This window comes from Streptomyces sp. NBC_01445 (assembly GCF_035918235.1).
GTDB lineage: Bacteria > Actinomycetota > Actinomycetes > Streptomycetales > Streptomycetaceae > Streptomyces.
This window is the reverse complement of record NZ_CP109485.1, coordinates 1,378,018-1,394,150: the sequence shown is the minus strand read 5'-3', so window position 1 is coordinate 1,394,150 and position 16,133 is coordinate 1,378,018. Positions and strand designations below refer to the sequence as shown.

Below are 16,133 nucleotides of genomic sequence, written 5' to 3'. Positions count from 1 at the left end.
TGATCCACATGGTGCAGTCCGCATCGAAGCTGAACCGAGAAGAGATCGTCGACCGCCTCACCTCCCTGGTCGGCGCGGGCGCGGTCGTCACCGACGAGCAGCAGCTGCGCGAGGCGAGCGTCGACCGCTTCAAGAAGTACCAGGCGGTGCACGGCATCTACGACGCCCCGCCGCCCGCGGCGATCGTCAACGCCACCAGCGTGGACGACGTATCGAAGGTGCTCGCGTTCGCCGACGAGAACCGCATCAACATCGTGGCCCGCACAGGCCGCACCGGCACCGAGGGCGGCCTGGAGACGGCCGTCACCGACACGATCGTCCTCGACGGCTCGGGTCTCGACGAGATCATCAAGATCGACGAAGAGAACATGCAGGTCACTGCCGGGTGCGGCGTTCAGCTCCAGGTGCTCGAGGACACGCTGCGCGCCAAGGGCTACACGACCGGGCACTCCCCGCAGTCCAAGCCGCTCGCCCAGATGGGCGGGCTCGTCTCGACGCGCTCGATCGGCCAGTTCTCCACCCTGTACGGCGCGATCGAGGACATGGTCGTCGGCCTGGAGGCGGTCTTCCCCGACGGCACCGTCAGCCGCATCAAGAACGTCCCGCGCCGCGCGACCGGCCCGGACATCCGGCACATCGTCATCGGCAACGAGGGCGCCCTGTGCTACATCACCGAGGTCACGGTGAAGATCTTCAAGTACCAGCCGGGGAACAACGAGTTCCACGGCTTCCTCGTCGACGACATGGCGACGGGCACCGCCATCATCCGCGAGGTCGTCGTCGGCGGATTCAAGCCGTCCGTCGTGCGCGTCTACTCGCCCGAGGACGCCGGCCAGCACTTCTCGCACTTCTCGAAGGGCAAGTGCGTCGTCGTCTTCGTCGCCGAGGGCCCCAAGGGCATCGTGCGCGCCACCAGCGAGGAGATCGAGCGGGTCGCCGACCAGTTCGCGCACGAGAAGGTCGACCCGAAGCTCATCGAGGCCTGGTTCGACAACCTCAACTGGGGCCCGGACAAGATCGAGGCGGAGAAGGAGGTCATGCGGGCCAAGGCCGAGCTCGGCTACACCACCGAGGTCTCCTGCGACTGGTCGAAGGTCACCGAGCTGTACGGCGCCGTCATGAACCGCATCCGCACCGAGTACCCGCACGCCGACGACCTCACCCTGCTCGGTGCCCACTCCTCGCACAGCTACCAGACGGGTACGAACCTCTACTTCGTCTACGACTACAAGATCAACTGTGAGCCGGAGGAGGAGATCGACAAGTACCACGTGCCGCTCAACGCGATCATCGTCGAGGAGGCGCTGCGCGTCGGCGGCTCGATGGTCCACCACCACGGCGTCGGCAAGTACCGCACCGCGTGGACGAAGCAGGAGCACGGCAGCGCCTACCACATGCTGGCCAAGCTCAAGGAGGCGTTCGACCCGAACGGGATCATGAACAAGGGAACGATCTTCCCGCTCGACGCCTGATCCCCAACTGTCGTGCAGGGGGCCGCCATTGCCCGGCGGCCCCCTCCTCTCTCGCACCCCGGAGTGGGCCATGACTCGCTACTTCATCGGCATCGACAACGGCTCCCAGAGCTCGAAGGTGACCGTTTTCGACGAACACGGCCGGGCCGTCTGCGAGGGACGGCAGAGCCTGCGTCCGTACGCCACCCCCCGCCCCGGCGTCGTGGAACACCCGGACGACGACCTGTGGACGTCGATCGGAGAGGCCAGCCGCCAGGCCATGGCCGCCTTCCCCGGCGACGTGGCCGACATCGCCGGCGTCGGCCTGTGCACGATCCGCTTCTGCCGGGCCGTGCTCAAGGCCGACGGCACACTCGCACAGCCGGTGATGAGCTGGATGGACGCGCGGGTCTCGCGCCCCTACGAACACACCCTCCCCGAGGCGCGGTACGTCACCACGTCCTCCGGCTACATCAGCCACCGCATGACCGGCGTCCTGAAGGACACCGCCGCCAACTACGCGGGCGACTCCTGGCCGTTGGACTCCGATACCTGGCAGTGGACGCCCGACGACGCCGTTCTCGCCAAGTCCGGCATTCCGCGCGAGATGCTCTTCGACCTGGTGATGCCGGGCGACGTCCTCGGCACGGTGACCGCCGACGCGGCCCGCCACACCGGCATCCCCGAGGGCCTGCCGGTCGTGGCGACCGCCAACGACAAGGCTGTTGAGGCGCTGGGCTGCGGACTGCGCTCCGGCGACACGCTCCTGGTCTCCCTCGGCACGTACGTGGCGGGCATGACCGTCGGCGACAGGAACGTGGCCGACGCCTCCGACTTCTGGACCAACTACGCCTGCATGCCGCACTCCTACCTCTACGAGAGCTTCGGCGTGCGCCGCGGCATGTGGACGGTCAGCTGGCTGCGCGACCTGCTCGGCGAAGAGGCGGTCGCAGGCGCGCGGGCGGCAGGTCTGTCCGTCGAGGACTACCTGAACGCCGAGGCCGCGAAGGTCCCGCCGGGCTGCGACGGCCTGATGACGGTGCTCGACTGGCTGGCGCCCACCGACGCCCCGTACCGCAAGGGCACGATCCTCGGCTTCGACGGCCGCCAGGGCGGCTTCCACATGTACCGCTCGATCCTCGAAGCGCTCGCCCTGTCCATCCACGCCACCGGCACGCACATGGCCGCCGAACTCGGCACCACCTACCGGCACACGGTCATCTCCGGCGGCGGTGCCGGCTCCGACCTGATGATGCAGATCTACGCCGACGTCTTCGGCGTCCCGGCACACCGTGCCGAGGTCAACAACGCGGCGGGGCTCGGCTCCGCGATCTGCGCGGCGGTCGGACTCGGCGCGTACAAGTCGTTCGACGAGGCGATCGACGCGATGGTCCGCCCGGGCGCGGAGTTCACACCCGACCGGGCCAACCACGACCTGTACCGACGCCTCGGCGAGGTGTACCGGGACATTCGTGAGCACACGGACGGGATCTACCGGCAGTCGTACGACGTTTTCGGCTGACGGTTCCGCTCGTCACCATGGCGTGACGCCCACGGCGGGGCGCGTTCCGACAAGAACACGCGCCCCGCCCGTGCCGGGCCGCAACCGCGCGGGCCTGGATCGACGATGCCTGCGCCGACGCTCGTCGGGTCAGACGGAGCCGAGGTCGGCCGACAGCCAGTGCTCGGGCCGGATGTGGAAGGTGACCTGTGCGCCGTGTTCGGCGGTGGCCGTCTTCACGTATTCCTCGACCTTGTCGGCGGGCAGGTAGCGGGCCGCCAGATCGGTCAACTCCTCGACTGTGGAGGTGACTTCGGATGTCACCGGGCCCTCCACGGTCACGTAGCGGACCGTGGGTCCGACACGTTCGGTCATGAGCGAGATGCGGCCCGCGGCCCTGATGGCCTTCGCCTTTGCCGAATCCCGGCCGGTCATGATCCAGAAGGTGCCGCCGGGCTCGTACCAGTACCAGATGGGGACCGTCAGTGGCGCACGGCCGGCCTGCGCGCGGGCGACGGCCAGGGCGCCGATGTGGGGTTCGGCCAGGAACGCCTCGCGCTCGTCGAGCGGAAGGGGCATAGCGTCTCCTCGTGTATGTCGATCACGTCGGGCATGTCGAGATGCAGTCTTCAACGCCGGTCGGGGGAGAGAACGGTGAACACACCGGCGGGTATTCCATCGAGACGGTCAGGCGCCAGCGAGCGCGTTCAGGGACGCGGGCGGCGGCGTAGCCCGTGCCATGGAGCGGTCATGATCGACTGTCAGTGGTGGGTGTCACGATGGCGCGTATGGAGATCTTCGAGTGGGGGCCGCTGCTCAAGCGGTGGAGCGAGGAATGGCTGGAAGGGCTGGCCGCGGAGGAGCCGGAGGAGTTCGAGGAGCTGGACGAGGAGATCGTCCGGGGTCGCTGGCTGGGGTTCGGCCCGGCCGATCCGGCGGCGATGGCGGCTCTGGAGGAGCGGGTCCGGGGGCTGGGGACAGCGGTGCCGCTGCCGCCGTCCCTCCGCTCCTTCCTTGAGACGACGGACGGTTGGCGCCATGCCGGGGGCTTCGTCTACCTGCTGGCCGGGGCCGACCGCATTGCGCCGTACGGAGATCCGTACGGCCGGCAGGCGATGTACGAGGAGTATCTGGACCAGGACCCGACCGAGGAGGAAGTGCTCAGGGCCGGAATGTGGGGCCGGGCGCTGCAGCTCTCGCTCGACTCGGACCTGACGGATGTGCTGCTCGACCCGGGCGATGTGGGTGGCGACGGGGAGTGGGCGGTGTACGTGTACCACGGGTGGAGTGGTGAGCTGCCGGACCGGTACGACTCGTTCCGCGCGTTCATGGAGGGCATGTACAAGGAGTTCTACCGCCTGAGCGGCGGCCACGCAGGTTTCGAGAACGTGGTGACCCGTCAGCTCGACGTCAAGGTGGAGGAGGCCCGACTCGCCTGCCTGAGGGGCGAGTTGGACGAGGCCCTCGCCGTCTTCGGCGAGGCGGGGGACCTCGGCAGACCGCGGGCCGGCCTGCTGGCCGCACAGCTGCGGGCGCTGCTCGACGGGCACGGCTGGGTGCCGGTCGACCCGCGCATGGACGATCCGCTGTACGCGGGTGAGGTGCTGCCCCTGAAGGTGCGCGATCACCTGCGCGAGTACGGGAGAGACGACACCTTCGTGCTCGGCCCGGTGACGGAGGACTACGCGTCGGACCGGGAGCGGGCCGGTGTCGTCCTAGAGCAGATCAGGCAGCGCACGTACGAGTACACGTCGCCCGGCCCGTTCGGGCACGCGGTCGAGGAGGCCAGGGAGCTGGCGCGCTGGGGTGACACGGATGGCGCGTGGCGGGTGCTCGCGGCGGCAGTGCCGCAGTGGGAGCCGTATCGGGAGGACCACGTGGCCCCGTTCGGCCTGCTCGGGGACCCGCTGCTGGGGCTGCTCATCACACCGGAGCGGGGGCGGCAGCTGCTGATGACACCCCGGGCGGGTCAGGCGGGGGTGCTGCCCGCGCCGGTCGCCGTCGAGGGGGAGACCGTGCGCGACGGGCTCGCGTGGCTGACGCATCGGCAAGACAGGGTTGAGCTGCGCAGGGACGCGTACCGGTTCGTTCTGGCGGAGGGCATACGCCCCGAAGAGCTGGCGCAGCGGTTCGGCACGGGCCCGCTGGAGCGGGTGGCGAGCGAGCGGGACTTCTGGGATCTCCCGTTCTCAGGACAGCAGGAGCGGCGCGGCCCAGTCGCCCGGATCGGCGCTCTCGACGGCTGGAGCTTCGCCTTCGAATCGGCCCGCTGGCCAGGCTTCGACCGCACCCGTCTGACCCACCCCGGCACCGAGCTGTCGCGGGGCACCCGGGCCCTCACGGTCTGGTGGGAGCCGGGCCTGTTCCACCTCGCCTTCGCCGAGGACGGGCAGCAGCGGTACGCCTTCACGGTGCACGAGGCGGAGCGCCACCAGACAGGCGACATCCCCGCCGAGCTCTCCCCGGATCACCTGTTCCCGGACCCGGCCGGCCCCGCGACAGACCTCTCGGACGAGAGCCGAGCGCTGGAGGCGATAGCGACGAGGTTCGGGGCCTCCCTGCCCGAATTCGCTCTCAACCACGGCAGATTGCCGACGCTCCCGACACGCCCGTGGCTCAGGCCGCCGGAGCCGAGGCAGGTGCAAGCGAGACTCACGTTCACGCGCCACAGGTAGGGGTCGCATGGATGTGGCACCGCCCGACACCGGAAACGGTTTTGTGCGGGGTGGTGGGGTCTCGTATGGGCTGCTCTCGCTTTGGCTCTGTGAACAGAGGCGCGTTCAGGCGTGGACCAGCTCCAGCGCCTTGTTCAGGTTGTGTTCGGCGATGGATGCCATGAACGCCCGGTCGGGGAAGTCCCCGTCGAGCAGCCTCAGCGGGCCAGCCGTCAGCGAGAGCCGCTGGGCCAGCATGTAGAGCGCGAGCCGGTCCTCGTCGAGTCCGTCCACCCGCAGTGGCTGATAGGCATCGTGCAGGCGGATCCGCAGGAAGACGTGCTCCCACTCGACATCGAAATACATCAAGCCCTCGATGTCGATCACCACCGGGTTCCCGCCCGCGTCCACCAGCACGTGATCCGGCCCCAGTTCGCCGTGCACGACCGCGTACTCCGCGCGCGGCCGTACCGCCGCCGCGAGACTCAGCAACCGCTCCTCCAGCCGTTCGCGCGCCCGCGCGATCCGCGGATCACGCGATGCCGCCTCGGCGAGATCGCGTAGCGCACGGTCCAGGACGACCCCCTCGCACGACGTCCCGCGCGATGTGCCTCCCCCGTCGACCACGGCCACCTTGCCGTACGCGGGAGCTCGATGGCGCCGCATCGACTCCAGCGCCTCCCCGAGCCGGACCATGACCGGGTCGGCCGCGTGGGGGTCGCGTGCGAGCACATCCTCCAGGTTCTCGCCCTGGAGGTCCTCGACGATCGCGAGGTCGCCCGGGAGGTGAGTGCCGTCGCGGTCGAGGAGACGGATCGCCGGGACGCGGACGCCCAGCGCGTCCAGCCGCGCGTGTGCGGCCTCGAACAGGTCGAGCCCGAGACCGGGGGAGAACGGGTCGGTGAGGTCGTCGTCCCCCTCGGCCGCCGGCCAGTAGTTCTCGGCGTCGTCCCACAGGTAGGCGATCGCCGTGGTCGCGTCGTCCATCACCAGGCGGTAGACGCCCTTCTTGCTACCGCCCGCGACGCGCTCGACCGCCTCCAGCCGACGCCCGCCACCCAGCGCGGCCCGCACAGCCCCGGTCAACTGATCCCGCGCCACTGTTCCGGGTGCCACAGTCCGAACCGCCTCTCCGCCTCCGCCGCGACAACCCGCGCACCCTACGGGAGCATCGGCGCGGAGGCGATCGGATTGCGGGCGGAGGACTGCTGCTCAGAACGCCCAGCGCGTGTGGGAGTAGACCCCGTCGTCCCGGCCGAAGCCGTACGCCGTGGCCGGGGACACCGCGAACACCATCGCGTCCCCCGTCCGGAACGCGTCCCCGATCCCGTGGAATGTGCCCTCGGGTGAGGTGATGTGCGCCCCGTACTTCGCCTCGTATGCCGCGATCACCTCCTCCAGCACCGCCGGATCGTCGACCGGCTCCGCCTTGCCCTCGACCACGACGTCGAGCCCTTCGGTGAGCGAATTCCGGCCGGTGGTCAGCGCGCAGTGCCCGTCATGAGCGAGGTTCCTCGCCTTCTGCTCGCCGGGGCCGGTGGAGAAGTACAGCACCCCGTCGTGCCAGGCGGCGATCACTGGAGTGACGTGCAGGCGACCGTCGGGGCGCACCGTTGACACCCAGAAGATCTCGGCGGCCTCCAACTGCCGCTGGGCTTCCGCCCATTCGGTGGCGGTGACGTCGGCGTCACCCGGGCGTGGGTTGAGTGCGGAGCTGTAGCGGGCGTCGAGCTCGGTCGTGGGCTGCTGCGCAGGTCCCTTTGTCGGCATGGTGGATCTCCCTTCCTCTCCCGTACAACGATCCGCCGCCCGCACGGACATCGTGTGCCGTGGGTCAGCCACGTATGGCGCTCACGCGGTGGCGCGGGATGCGTAGGCACGGATGTCCGCGTCGGAGTCGGTGGTCGCGGTGGCGAGGGCCGCGCGGGCGTCGGGGTCGGCGCGGTGGGTGAGGAGTGAGAGGACGGCGGCCTTGCGGACGTCCGCGTTCGGGTCCGCCGACGCCTTGGCGAGGGCGGGAACTGCCGTGCTGGGAAGGGACGTTCGCAGGGCGGTCGCGGCGCCGGCCCGGACCTGCCAGGCGGGGTCGTCAAGCGCGGCCACCGCCCGTTCGGCATACGGGGACGGGCAGCCCGTCGCGGCCAGCGCGGTGAGCGCGGCCGCCCTGACCAGCGGGTCGGAGTCGTCGAGGAGCGGGTCGAGCGGGGCCGGTGCCGGGTCGCGCACCGCCGCGAGCCCGCGGGCCACCGCGACCCTGACCTCGCGGGCGAGGTCGGCCGTGGCCGCCGAGAGCTGGGCGGTCGCGTCCACCGAGACCAGGGCCCGGACGGCGTGGATGCGGACGTTGATGTCGGTGTCGGAGAGCGCGGTGGCGTACACCGATGCGTCGCCGAGCCGCAGCTCCCGTAGGACGTCAAGCGCGGCGCCGCGCACCGCCGGGTCCGTCACGCCGAGTGCCGCCCGCAGGCCGTCTCCCAACTCCGGCTCGCCGGGCAGGACTTCGACCAGCTCACGCAGGGCGCCCGCCGCGGCCTCCCGGACCTGGGGCGCGGCATCCCGCAGCCGTGCGGCGAGCGCGGGGCCGGCCCCGGCGGGCACCGTCTCGGCGAGGACGTTGACGGCGGCCGCCCGCACCGCCGGGTCGGCGTCCACAAGGTAGGGGGAGAGGGCATCCAGGCCGGGGGACTCCTCGGCCAGGGCGAGGACACCGAGGAGGGCGGGGCTCGACGCGGGGGTCCGGGTGGACCGGGGCGAGGGCGCCGCCGCGGGCGACGTCGCCGGGCGGGCGGCCGGCGCCAGGTCCCGCTGCCCCGCCGTCGCCACCGGCACCAACGCGACCTCGCCCAGCACCCGCTCCGCCCCGGCCGCCACCGGCTCGAACTCCGGCACCGGAACGACGTACGGCTCGACCGGCCGGGCCCTGAACTCCATAGCCCCCGCACGGGACTTGTAGACGTCGAGATGGTGCAGCCACCCCGCGTCGTCCCGCTCGGGATGGTCGAGCCGCTCGTGGTACAGGCCCCAGCGCGATTCGGTCCTGGCCAGCGAGGCGCGCGCCGCCATCTCCGCGCAGTCCCGGATGAACGACACCTCCGCGCACCGCATCAGCTCATGGGCGGTCCGAGCCCCCATCCCGGCGATCTCACCCCTCATCCGTTCGAACGCCTCCACGGCCAGGGACAACTTCGCCCCGGCCTTCGGCGGCGCCACGTAGTCGTTCACGAACCGCCGCAGTTTGTACTCGACCTGTGGCTGCGGCGGCCCGTCGGGGTTGCGCAGCGGCCGGTAGACGAGTTCGTGAGCGGCAGCCAGCTGGTCGCCGGGCAACTCACCCTCGTAGGCGCGGAACTGGGACGCGTCCGCACCCGCCAGGTCCCCGAAGACGAACGCGCCGATCATGTAGTTGTGCGGTACGCAGGCCAGGTCGCCGGCCGCGTACAGGCGGGGGACGGTGGTGCGGGCGTGGGCGTCGACCCGTACGCCGGACGCCGAGTGGCCGCCGCACAGGCCGATCTCCGAGATGTGCATCTCGATGTCATGCGTGCGGTAGTCATGGCCGCGGCCCTCGTGAAACGTGGCGCGTGTGGGCCGCTCCGTCGTGTGCAGGATCGACTCGACGGCGGTGATGGTCTCCTCCGGCAGATGGCTGAGCTTGAGGTACACCGGAGCGCGGTCGGAGGCGAGTTCGGCCGCGAACTCGGCCATCATCTGCCCCGACCAGTAGTCCGACTCCACGAACCGCTCGCCGTGCCGGTTCACCTGGTACCCGCCGAACGGGTTCGCGACGTACGCGCACGCCGGGCCGTTGTAGTCCTTGATCAGCGGGTTGATCTGGAAGCACTCGATGCCGGTGAGCGCGGCACCCGCGTGGTACGCCATCGCGTAGCCGTCGCCCGCGTTCGTAGGGTTCTCGTACGTCCCGTAGAGATAGCCGGATGCGGGCAGGCCGAGGCGGCCGCAGGCGCCGGTGGCCAGGATCACCGCCCCCGCCCGTACGGTGACGAACTCGCCGGTACGGGTGTTGAATCCGGCCGCACCGAGGGCCCGGCCGTCCTCGGGACGCGTGAGCACCCGTACCGGCATCACCCGGTTCTCGATGCGGATCCGCTCGCGCATCTCGCGGCGCCGCAACTGCCGGTAGAGGACCTTCTTGACGTCTTTCCCCTCCGGCATCGGCAGCACGTACGAGCCGGAGCGGTGCACCTGGCGGACCGCGTACTCGCCGTGCTCGTCCTTCTCGAACTTCACGCCGTACGACTCCAGGCGCTTGACCATCGCGAAGCCACGGGTCGCCGTCTGGCGCACGGTGGACTGGTCGACGATGCCGTCGTTGGCACGGGTGATCTCGGCGACGTAGTCGTCCGGTTCGGCCCGGCCCGGGATGACCGCGTTGTTGACGCCGTCCATGCCCATGGCGAGCGCGCCGGAGTGCCGTACGTGTGCCTTCTCCAGGAGCAGTACGTCCGCGCCGCGTTCGGCGGCGGTCAGGGCGGCCATGGTGCCCGCGGTGCCGCCGCCGATGACGAGGACGTCGCAGGAGAGTTCGGTCGCGTCGGAGAGGGCGGGGATGGCCAGAGGGGTGTCCACGGGCGGGCCTTTCACAGGGGTGCGGGTGGTCAGAGGGACGTGAGGATGCGGCGGCGGAGGCCGGTGGTGGCAGGCGCGTTGCGTGCGTCCCGCTGCCGGGGGTGCGGGACGTCCAGGACCTCGCCGGAGGAGAGCAGGGCGATCCGGTCGCCGAGGTAGAGGGCCTCGTCCACGTCATGGGTGACGAAGACGACGGTCGCGCCGGTGCCGCGCAGGATGTCCACGAGCAGGTCCTGCATACCGGCGCGGGTGTGCGGGTCGAGCGCGCCGAACGGCTCGTCCATGAGGACCGCGCGGGGTCGCCCGGCCAGAGCACGGGCGAGCTGGACGCGCTGCCGCTGCCCGCCGGAGAGGCGGTGCGGCAGCTTGCGGGCATGCCCGGCGAGGCCGACCCGCTCCAGCCACTCTGCCGCGACGCGTCTCCGCTCCTCGCGCCCCAACCGCCGTATCGCCAGGGGAAGTTCGACATTGGCGTGGACGCTCCGCCACGGCAGCAGGGCGTCCTCCTGGAAGACCAGCGCCCGGTCGGCCTCGGGCCCGCGGATCGGCACCCCGTCCTGGGTGACCTGCCCGTCCAGCGGGGGCAGCAGCCCGGCGAGGGTGCGAAGGAGCGTGGACTTGCCGCAGCCGGACGGGCCGAGAACGGCCACGAGTTCGCCCGGCGCGATCCGGAGGCGCACGGTACCGGGCAGGGGCCGGCCCTCGCGATGGCCGAGTCGCACGTCAGCCAGGGCGAGTTCGGCACCCTGACGCACGGGAGCAGTGCTCGTGGGACTCATGAGACGGGCTCCTTCTCCAGGGCCGGAGCGGGGGACGGGACTGCCGGGGGAGCAGCGGCGCGGCGTACGGCACGCGACGGTGCCCGCTCCGGCGGCCGCGGCAGCCAGGCGGTGGCGCGGCGGCCGAGGAACTCCACCGCCGTGGAGGTGAGCCAGCCGAGGGCGCCGATGGTGGCCATGCCGACGAAGACGCCGGGATAGTCGACGACCGTGTAGTCCTGCCAGGTGCGGTAGCCGACCCCGTACTCTCCGGAGATCATCTCCGCGGAGATCACACAGATCCACGCGACGCCGATGCCCACCGAGAGCCCGCCGAAGATGCCCGGCAGCGCGCCCGGCAGCACCACCGAGAACAGCACCCGCAGCCGGCCGCCGCCCATGGTGAGCACGGCCTCCTCCCACACCGGCGTCAGCGCGCGCACCGCGTGCCGCGTAGACACCAGCACCGGGAAGAAGGCCGCGGTGAAGGTGATGAACACGATGCCCTGCTCGTTGCTGGGCAGCAGCAGGATCGCGACCGGGACCAGGGCGATCGCCGGGATCGGCCGTGCCACCTCCACCAGCGGGCCGAGCAGATCGGCGGCCCACCGCGACCGCGCGATCGCCGTGCCCGCCGCCACCCCGAGCGCCGTGGCGAGCAGGAATCCGATCACGATGCGGCGCAGGCTGTGGCCCACGTCCTGCCAGTACGGGGCGGTGCCCAGCCGGTCGCCGAAGGTGGACGCCACCTCGCCGACCGTGGGGAACTGGCCGAACCGCAGCCACAGTTCGACGTCCAGGGAGGTCAGCAGCTGCCACAGTCCGAGGGCCACGGCAAGCGAGGCGGCCCGGATCAGCCAGCGGCCCGCGCTCATGACGCGAGCCCCACGGCGTCCGCGTAACTGACGACGCGGGCGCCGGCGTGCCGTTCCACGTACGTCCTCGCGTGGCTCGGAGTGACGAAGGCGCGCAGGTCGGACCCGTCCGCGACCCACACCGCCCTGTCGGCGAACCAAAGGGTGCCGGTCAGCGCGTCCGGGACGTACGCGGCCCGCACCTCGGCGCCCTTCGCGGCCTTCAGGAGCTGCTTCGGACTGTCGAAGGTGCGCGTGGAGCCCTGTCCCTTCAGCCACAGCTCGGACTTGGCGCCGCCCGCCTTCGGATACGAGGGTGTGTGCCCGGCCCGCTTCAGCGGCTCCGGGTCGACGAAGGAGTCCACGTCGACGTCGCCCACCAGCTTGGCAGCCTTCAGGATCGGTACGTCCTTCTTCAGCGCGGCGATCAGCTCCGGCCGCAGCGCCGGGTCGAACGTGGCGATGCCGTGGGCACCGTTGTAGAGATAGACCGCCTCGGCCGGCAGCCCGGTCTCCTTGGCCACCGACTCGGCGGCGGCCACCGGCCGCTTGCGGAGATGGTCGGTGGCCCGCCGCTGAGCCTGGAGGAAGTCGTCGACGACCCCGGCGCGCTCCTCGGCGAACTTCTCCCGGACGGTGACACCGTGGAACGTCGGCAGATTCAGGTCGGCCCCGTCGTACAGGGCCTGCGCCTTGCCCTCGTACGCCAACTGGCCGGGCCACGCGACGAATTGGGACAGCGCGTCGACGCTGCCCCCGGTCAGGGCGGAAGCGCCCACGCTGGGCTGCTGGTTGAGCTTGCTGATGTCCTTCTCCGGGTCGATCCCGGCCTTCTTCAGGGCCCGTACCAGGGTGCCGTCGGCGGCCGACCCGACGCTGGTGGACACCTTCTTGCCGCGTAGGTCGCCCAGTGACCGCAGTGGTGAACCGGGCGTGGTGACAATGGTGTTGAGGCCGCCGCGCAGGTTGTATCCGGTGACCGAGACGAGCCGTGTCGGCTGCCCCAGCTGCTTGCCCCGGGCCGCGTTGATCAGGAGCGGGAAGTCGCCCATCGACCCGATGTCGATCTTCCCGGCGGTCATCTGGGCGGTGATCGGGGCGCCGGTCGCGTAGTCCTGCCATTTCACTTTGTAGGTCTTGCCGTCCTTCCTCCCCCGGGCCGCGAGTTCCTCCTCGAAGTAGCCGAGCGAGCGCAGCAGCGTTCCGGCGGTGACGGTGTTGATGGTCTTCGACTGGTATCCGACGGTCACCGTGACGGTGTGGGAGCCCTCGGCCCCGGCCGCGCCACCGCACGCCGTGGCAAGGGGCAGCAGGAGGGCGAGCGGCAGCAGCCGGGCGAGTGGGACAACGGACTGATATGGCACGGTAGTTGGGCCTTTCACCGGAGCAGGTAGGGCATGTTGACGGTGACCGCTCCGGTGGGGCACCGGGCCGCACACGGGCCGCAGTACCAGCACTCGTCGACATGCATGTACGCCTTGCCGTTGTCCTCGCGGATCGCGAGCGAGTCGAGCGGGCACATGTCTACGCAGAGCGTGCAGCCGTCGATACACCGCGACTCGTCGATGGTCACGGGCACGTCGGAGCGCTGCGGGACAACAGGCATGACTGTCTCCAGGGAGGGCGGTGGCAGGAAGGTGGGGTGGGTCAGGCTGAGTGGCGGCGCAGGACGCCGCCCATGGTGATGCGGTCGCCGCGGAAGCGGATGAACTCCAGGTCCACGGGCCGCTCGTCGGGCAGATGAGTGAGTCGCTCCAGCATCAGAACGGCACTCCCGCGCGGGGCCTCGAGGACCGCGGCGGAGTGCGCGTCGGCGTTCACGGCTTCGAGAGTGATCTCGGCATGCCCCAGCGGGCCGCCGGTCAGCGTCTCCAGGAGCCGGAACACGTCGGTGTTCTCCAGATCGCAGCCGAGCAGCTCGCCGCCCAGATCCATGGGCAGATACGACAGGTCCAGGGAGAGCGGCAGCCCGTTGAGGCGCCGCAGCCGCTCGATACAGAGCACGTCGGTGTGGTCGGGCAGACCGAGTCGGCGCGCCACCGGGCCGGGAGCGCTGACGGGTCCGACGGTACGAACCTCGTTGGTGACCCGGCCGTGCTCGTGCAGGGTCTCGGCCAGGCCTTGCAGCCGGTCGAGGCCGTGCGGGTACTTCTCGCAGACCACGACGGTGCCGACGCCGGCCTTGCGCTCCACGAGCTGCTCGCCGCGCAGCAGGTCTAGGGCCTGCCGGACGGTGTTGCGGCTGGCCCGGTAGTCGGCGGCGATGATGTCCTCCAGAGGGAGGACGCCGCGCGGGAACCCGCCCGACAGGATCTGGTGGCGCAGCAGATCCGCGAGCTGCCGGGCCTGGTCCGCACGCAGCCGCCGACGGCGCGCGGCGGCGACCGGAAGCGAGGCGGGGATACGTTCGGCTGGCATGGCAGGGAACGTACCGGCGCCGCGGCTCCGGTGGTGTTGCGGCAGCATTGCGCCACCTGACGGCTCCAGTCGCACCGCTCTGACCTGCTGAATCGCCGGCCGACGACCAAGATCTGCCACTTGACCGCCCAGCACGTGGACAGCGGTCCGTCGCGCAGGGCATGGAGGAACGGGCGCCCGGCGAGGCCTGGCGGAGGCCGCCGAGAGCGTCCGGGCCGAAGGGCTGCGACCGACGGCCGACGGGACCGGCCTGGACACGGTCGCCGTCCTCGCCCGTGAAGTCGAGCCGACTGACCTCGCCCCTGGCCGTTGCCGGATACCGCGACGCCGCAGGGGAGTTCGCCCGGCTCTACCGCCCCGACGGCCCGACCGGGTTCGTCGTACGCCCCGACGGATACCTCGGCCACCGCTTGCCCCTGGTAGACCCGGCGGCGGCCCTGTCCGAGTACCGGGCGGAGCTGTCGCCGCCGACGCGATCACCACCGCCACTCGCCCGCTCCTGGTTGAGTAGCCGTACTCAGGCCACCCGGCTTCCGGGCCGCCACGATGAGGCGACCGAGAAGAAGGAGTGCCCCGATGTCCCTGATCGCAGCTGCCCGTCGCCGGGCGGCGAACACTCCGGCCCCGTCGCCGGTGCTGCCCCGTGTCTGCGTCACCGTCGTGGTCGCGGGGGTCGCCCTCTCCGCCTGGGCACCGCACGACCGCACGACCTGGCTGCTGGAAGTGGTGTGGGTACTGATCGGACTGCCGCTGGTCGTCCTGACCTGGCGACGCTTTCAGCTGTCGGGGCTGCTGTGCTGTCTGCTCGCGGCGCACGCGCTGGTGCTCGCGCTGGGCGGGCACTACACGTACGCCCAGGTGCCGTTGGGCGAATGGGTGCAGGACGGACTGGGGCTGTCCCGGAATCCGTACGACCGGTTCGGACACCTGATGCAGGGCTTCGTACCGGCCATCCTGGTACGGGAGTTGCTGATCCGCACGTCTCCGCTGCGCGGCAGCCGATGGCTGGCACCGCTGACGGTCTGCGCGTGCCTGGCGTTCAGCGCGGTCTTCGAGATGTTCGAGTGGGCGGCGGCCGTCGTCGGCGGGCAGGCGGCGGACGCCTTCCTGGCCACGCAGGGCGATGCGTGGGACACCCAATGGGACATGTTCTGCGCGCTGATCGGCGCCACGGTCTCGCTGCTGCTGCTCAGCAAGTGGCACGACCGCCGGCTGAACCGCCTGGCCGTCTGACGTCGGAGCGCCACTTCAGCGCCGTGAAGCGCGCTTGAGACACACCTGAGCCGGCCCGGATCGAAGGATCCAGGACCGGCCCAGACGCACCTGCCGATCAGGTCGCGATGGTGGCGAGGCTGCCCGGCTCGTAGGAGCCGCCCTGGTTGTTCAGGATCACGCCGAGCCGGTTGGTCGCGTTGATCATCGCGATCAGTGAGACCAGCGCGATGGCCTGGTCCTCGTCATAGTGCTTGCGGACCTGGGCCCACGTCTCGTCGGACACACCACGGCCGTTGTCGGCGATGCGCGTGCCCTCCTCGGTGAGCGCCAGCGCGGCCCGCTCGGCCTCGGTGAACACGGTGGAGTGGCGCCAGGCCGCGACCAGGTTCAGGCGGACATGGGTCTCGCCGCCGGCCGCGGCGTCCTTGCCGTGGATGTCGACGCAGAAACCGCAGCCGTTGATCTGGCTGGCGCGCAGCTGTACCAGCTCCTGGATGGTCTTCGGCAGCGGCGATTCCTGGATCACCTGGCTGACGGCGTAGATCCGCTTGCCGATCTTGGTACCGATCTCGTTGCCGAAAAGGTTCATACGGAGTTCCATGACGGTGTCTCCTCAGTCGTGCATCGCATGCCGTGCGCATCGTTCGCGCGGCAGCCTGACAAACACGAGATGCCGCCCGACCGGATCCTGTGAC

The 16,133-nt window shown here is 70.7% G+C and carries 14 protein-coding genes; 4 read left to right on the top strand and 10 right to left on the bottom strand.

Annotation, left to right across the window (positions count from 1 at the left end; genetic code table 11):
- The first annotated feature begins 8 nt into the window (after positions 1 to 8).
- Positions 9 to 1,472, top strand: a complete 1,464-nt coding sequence (locus OG574_RS06615) for an FAD-binding oxidoreductase (protein ID WP_326772312.1) — start codon at positions 9 to 11, stop codon at positions 1,470 to 1,472.
- Between the two features lie 70 nt (positions 1,473 to 1,542).
- Positions 1,543 to 2,973, top strand: coding sequence for an FGGY-family carbohydrate kinase (locus tag OG574_RS06610; protein WP_326772311.1), 1,431 nt, complete (start codon positions 1,543 to 1,545; stop codon positions 2,971 to 2,973).
- Positions 2,974 to 3,102: 129 nt separating this feature from the next.
- On the opposite strand, the gene OG574_RS06605 is transcribed toward OG574_RS06610, so the two are convergent.
- On the bottom strand, positions 3,103 to 3,531 hold the full coding sequence (locus OG574_RS06605; protein WP_326772310.1) for a pyridoxamine 5'-phosphate oxidase family protein: 429 nt from the start codon (positions 3,529 to 3,531) through the stop codon (positions 3,103 to 3,105).
- A gap of 209 nt (positions 3,532 to 3,740) precedes the next feature.
- Between OG574_RS06605 and OG574_RS06600 the strand changes: the two genes are divergently transcribed.
- A complete protein-coding gene (locus OG574_RS06600; protein ID WP_326772309.1) occupies positions 3,741 to 5,627 on the top strand; it encodes an SMI1/KNR4 family protein in 1,887 nt (628 codons plus the stop codon).
- 105 nt (positions 5,628 to 5,732) lie between these two features.
- On the opposite strand, the gene OG574_RS06595 is transcribed toward OG574_RS06600, so the two are convergent.
- From OG574_RS06595 to OG574_RS06560, 8 genes are all read right to left on the bottom strand, one after another.
- Positions 5,733 to 6,722 (bottom strand): phosphotransferase family protein, encoded by a 990-nt coding sequence (locus OG574_RS06595; RefSeq protein WP_398376956.1) that lies wholly within the window; start codon positions 6,720 to 6,722, stop codon positions 5,733 to 5,735.
- 96 nt (positions 6,723 to 6,818) lie between these two features.
- On the bottom strand, positions 6,819 to 7,376 hold the full coding sequence (locus tag OG574_RS06590; protein ID WP_326772308.1) for a pyridoxamine 5'-phosphate oxidase family protein: 558 nt from the start codon (positions 7,374 to 7,376) through the stop codon (positions 6,819 to 6,821).
- An 81-nt stretch (positions 7,377 to 7,457) separates the two neighbouring features.
- The gene (locus OG574_RS06585; RefSeq protein ID WP_398376957.1) at positions 7,458 to 10,193 is read right to left on the bottom strand and encodes a fumarate reductase/succinate dehydrogenase flavoprotein subunit; all 2,736 of its coding nucleotides are present in this window, start codon (positions 10,191 to 10,193) and stop codon (positions 7,458 to 7,460) included.
- Positions 10,194 to 10,222: 29 nt separating this feature from the next.
- Positions 10,223 to 10,972: an ABC transporter ATP-binding protein gene (locus OG574_RS06580; protein ID WP_326772307.1), complete on the bottom strand. Its 750-nt coding sequence runs from the start codon at positions 10,970 to 10,972 to the stop codon at positions 10,223 to 10,225.
- The gene (locus tag OG574_RS06575; protein ID WP_326772306.1) at positions 10,969 to 11,826 is read right to left on the bottom strand and encodes an ABC transporter permease; all 858 of its coding nucleotides are present in this window, start codon (positions 11,824 to 11,826) and stop codon (positions 10,969 to 10,971) included. Before OG574_RS06575 ends, OG574_RS06580 begins: the two co-directional genes overlap by 4 nt.
- A complete protein-coding gene (locus OG574_RS06570) occupies positions 11,823 to 13,169 on the bottom strand; it encodes an ABC transporter substrate-binding protein (RefSeq protein ID WP_326772305.1) in 1,347 nt (448 codons plus the stop codon). Before OG574_RS06570 ends, OG574_RS06575 begins: the two co-directional genes overlap by 4 nt.
- A 14-nt stretch (positions 13,170 to 13,183) precedes the next feature.
- On the bottom strand, positions 13,184 to 13,411 hold the full coding sequence (locus tag OG574_RS06565) for a 4Fe-4S dicluster domain-containing protein (RefSeq protein WP_326772304.1): 228 nt from the start codon (positions 13,409 to 13,411) through the stop codon (positions 13,184 to 13,186).
- A gap of 41 nt (positions 13,412 to 13,452) precedes the next feature.
- Positions 13,453 to 14,223 carry a GntR family transcriptional regulator gene (locus tag OG574_RS06560; protein WP_326772303.1) on the bottom strand — a complete coding sequence of 257 codons (771 nt, stop codon included), beginning with the start codon at positions 14,221 to 14,223 and terminating at the stop codon, positions 13,453 to 13,455.
- A 576-nt stretch (positions 14,224 to 14,799) separates the two neighbouring features.
- Between OG574_RS06560 and OG574_RS06555 the strand changes: the two genes are divergently transcribed.
- Positions 14,800 to 15,456 carry a DUF2238 domain-containing protein gene (locus OG574_RS06555; RefSeq protein WP_326772302.1) on the top strand — a complete coding sequence of 219 codons (657 nt, stop codon included), beginning with the start codon at positions 14,800 to 14,802 and terminating at the stop codon, positions 15,454 to 15,456.
- 97 nt (positions 15,457 to 15,553) lie between these two features.
- On the opposite strand, the gene OG574_RS06550 is transcribed toward OG574_RS06555, so the two are convergent.
- A complete protein-coding gene (locus tag OG574_RS06550; protein WP_326772301.1) occupies positions 15,554 to 16,039 on the bottom strand; it encodes a carboxymuconolactone decarboxylase family protein in 486 nt (161 codons plus the stop codon).
- Between the last annotated feature and the right edge of the window lie 94 nt (positions 16,040 to 16,133).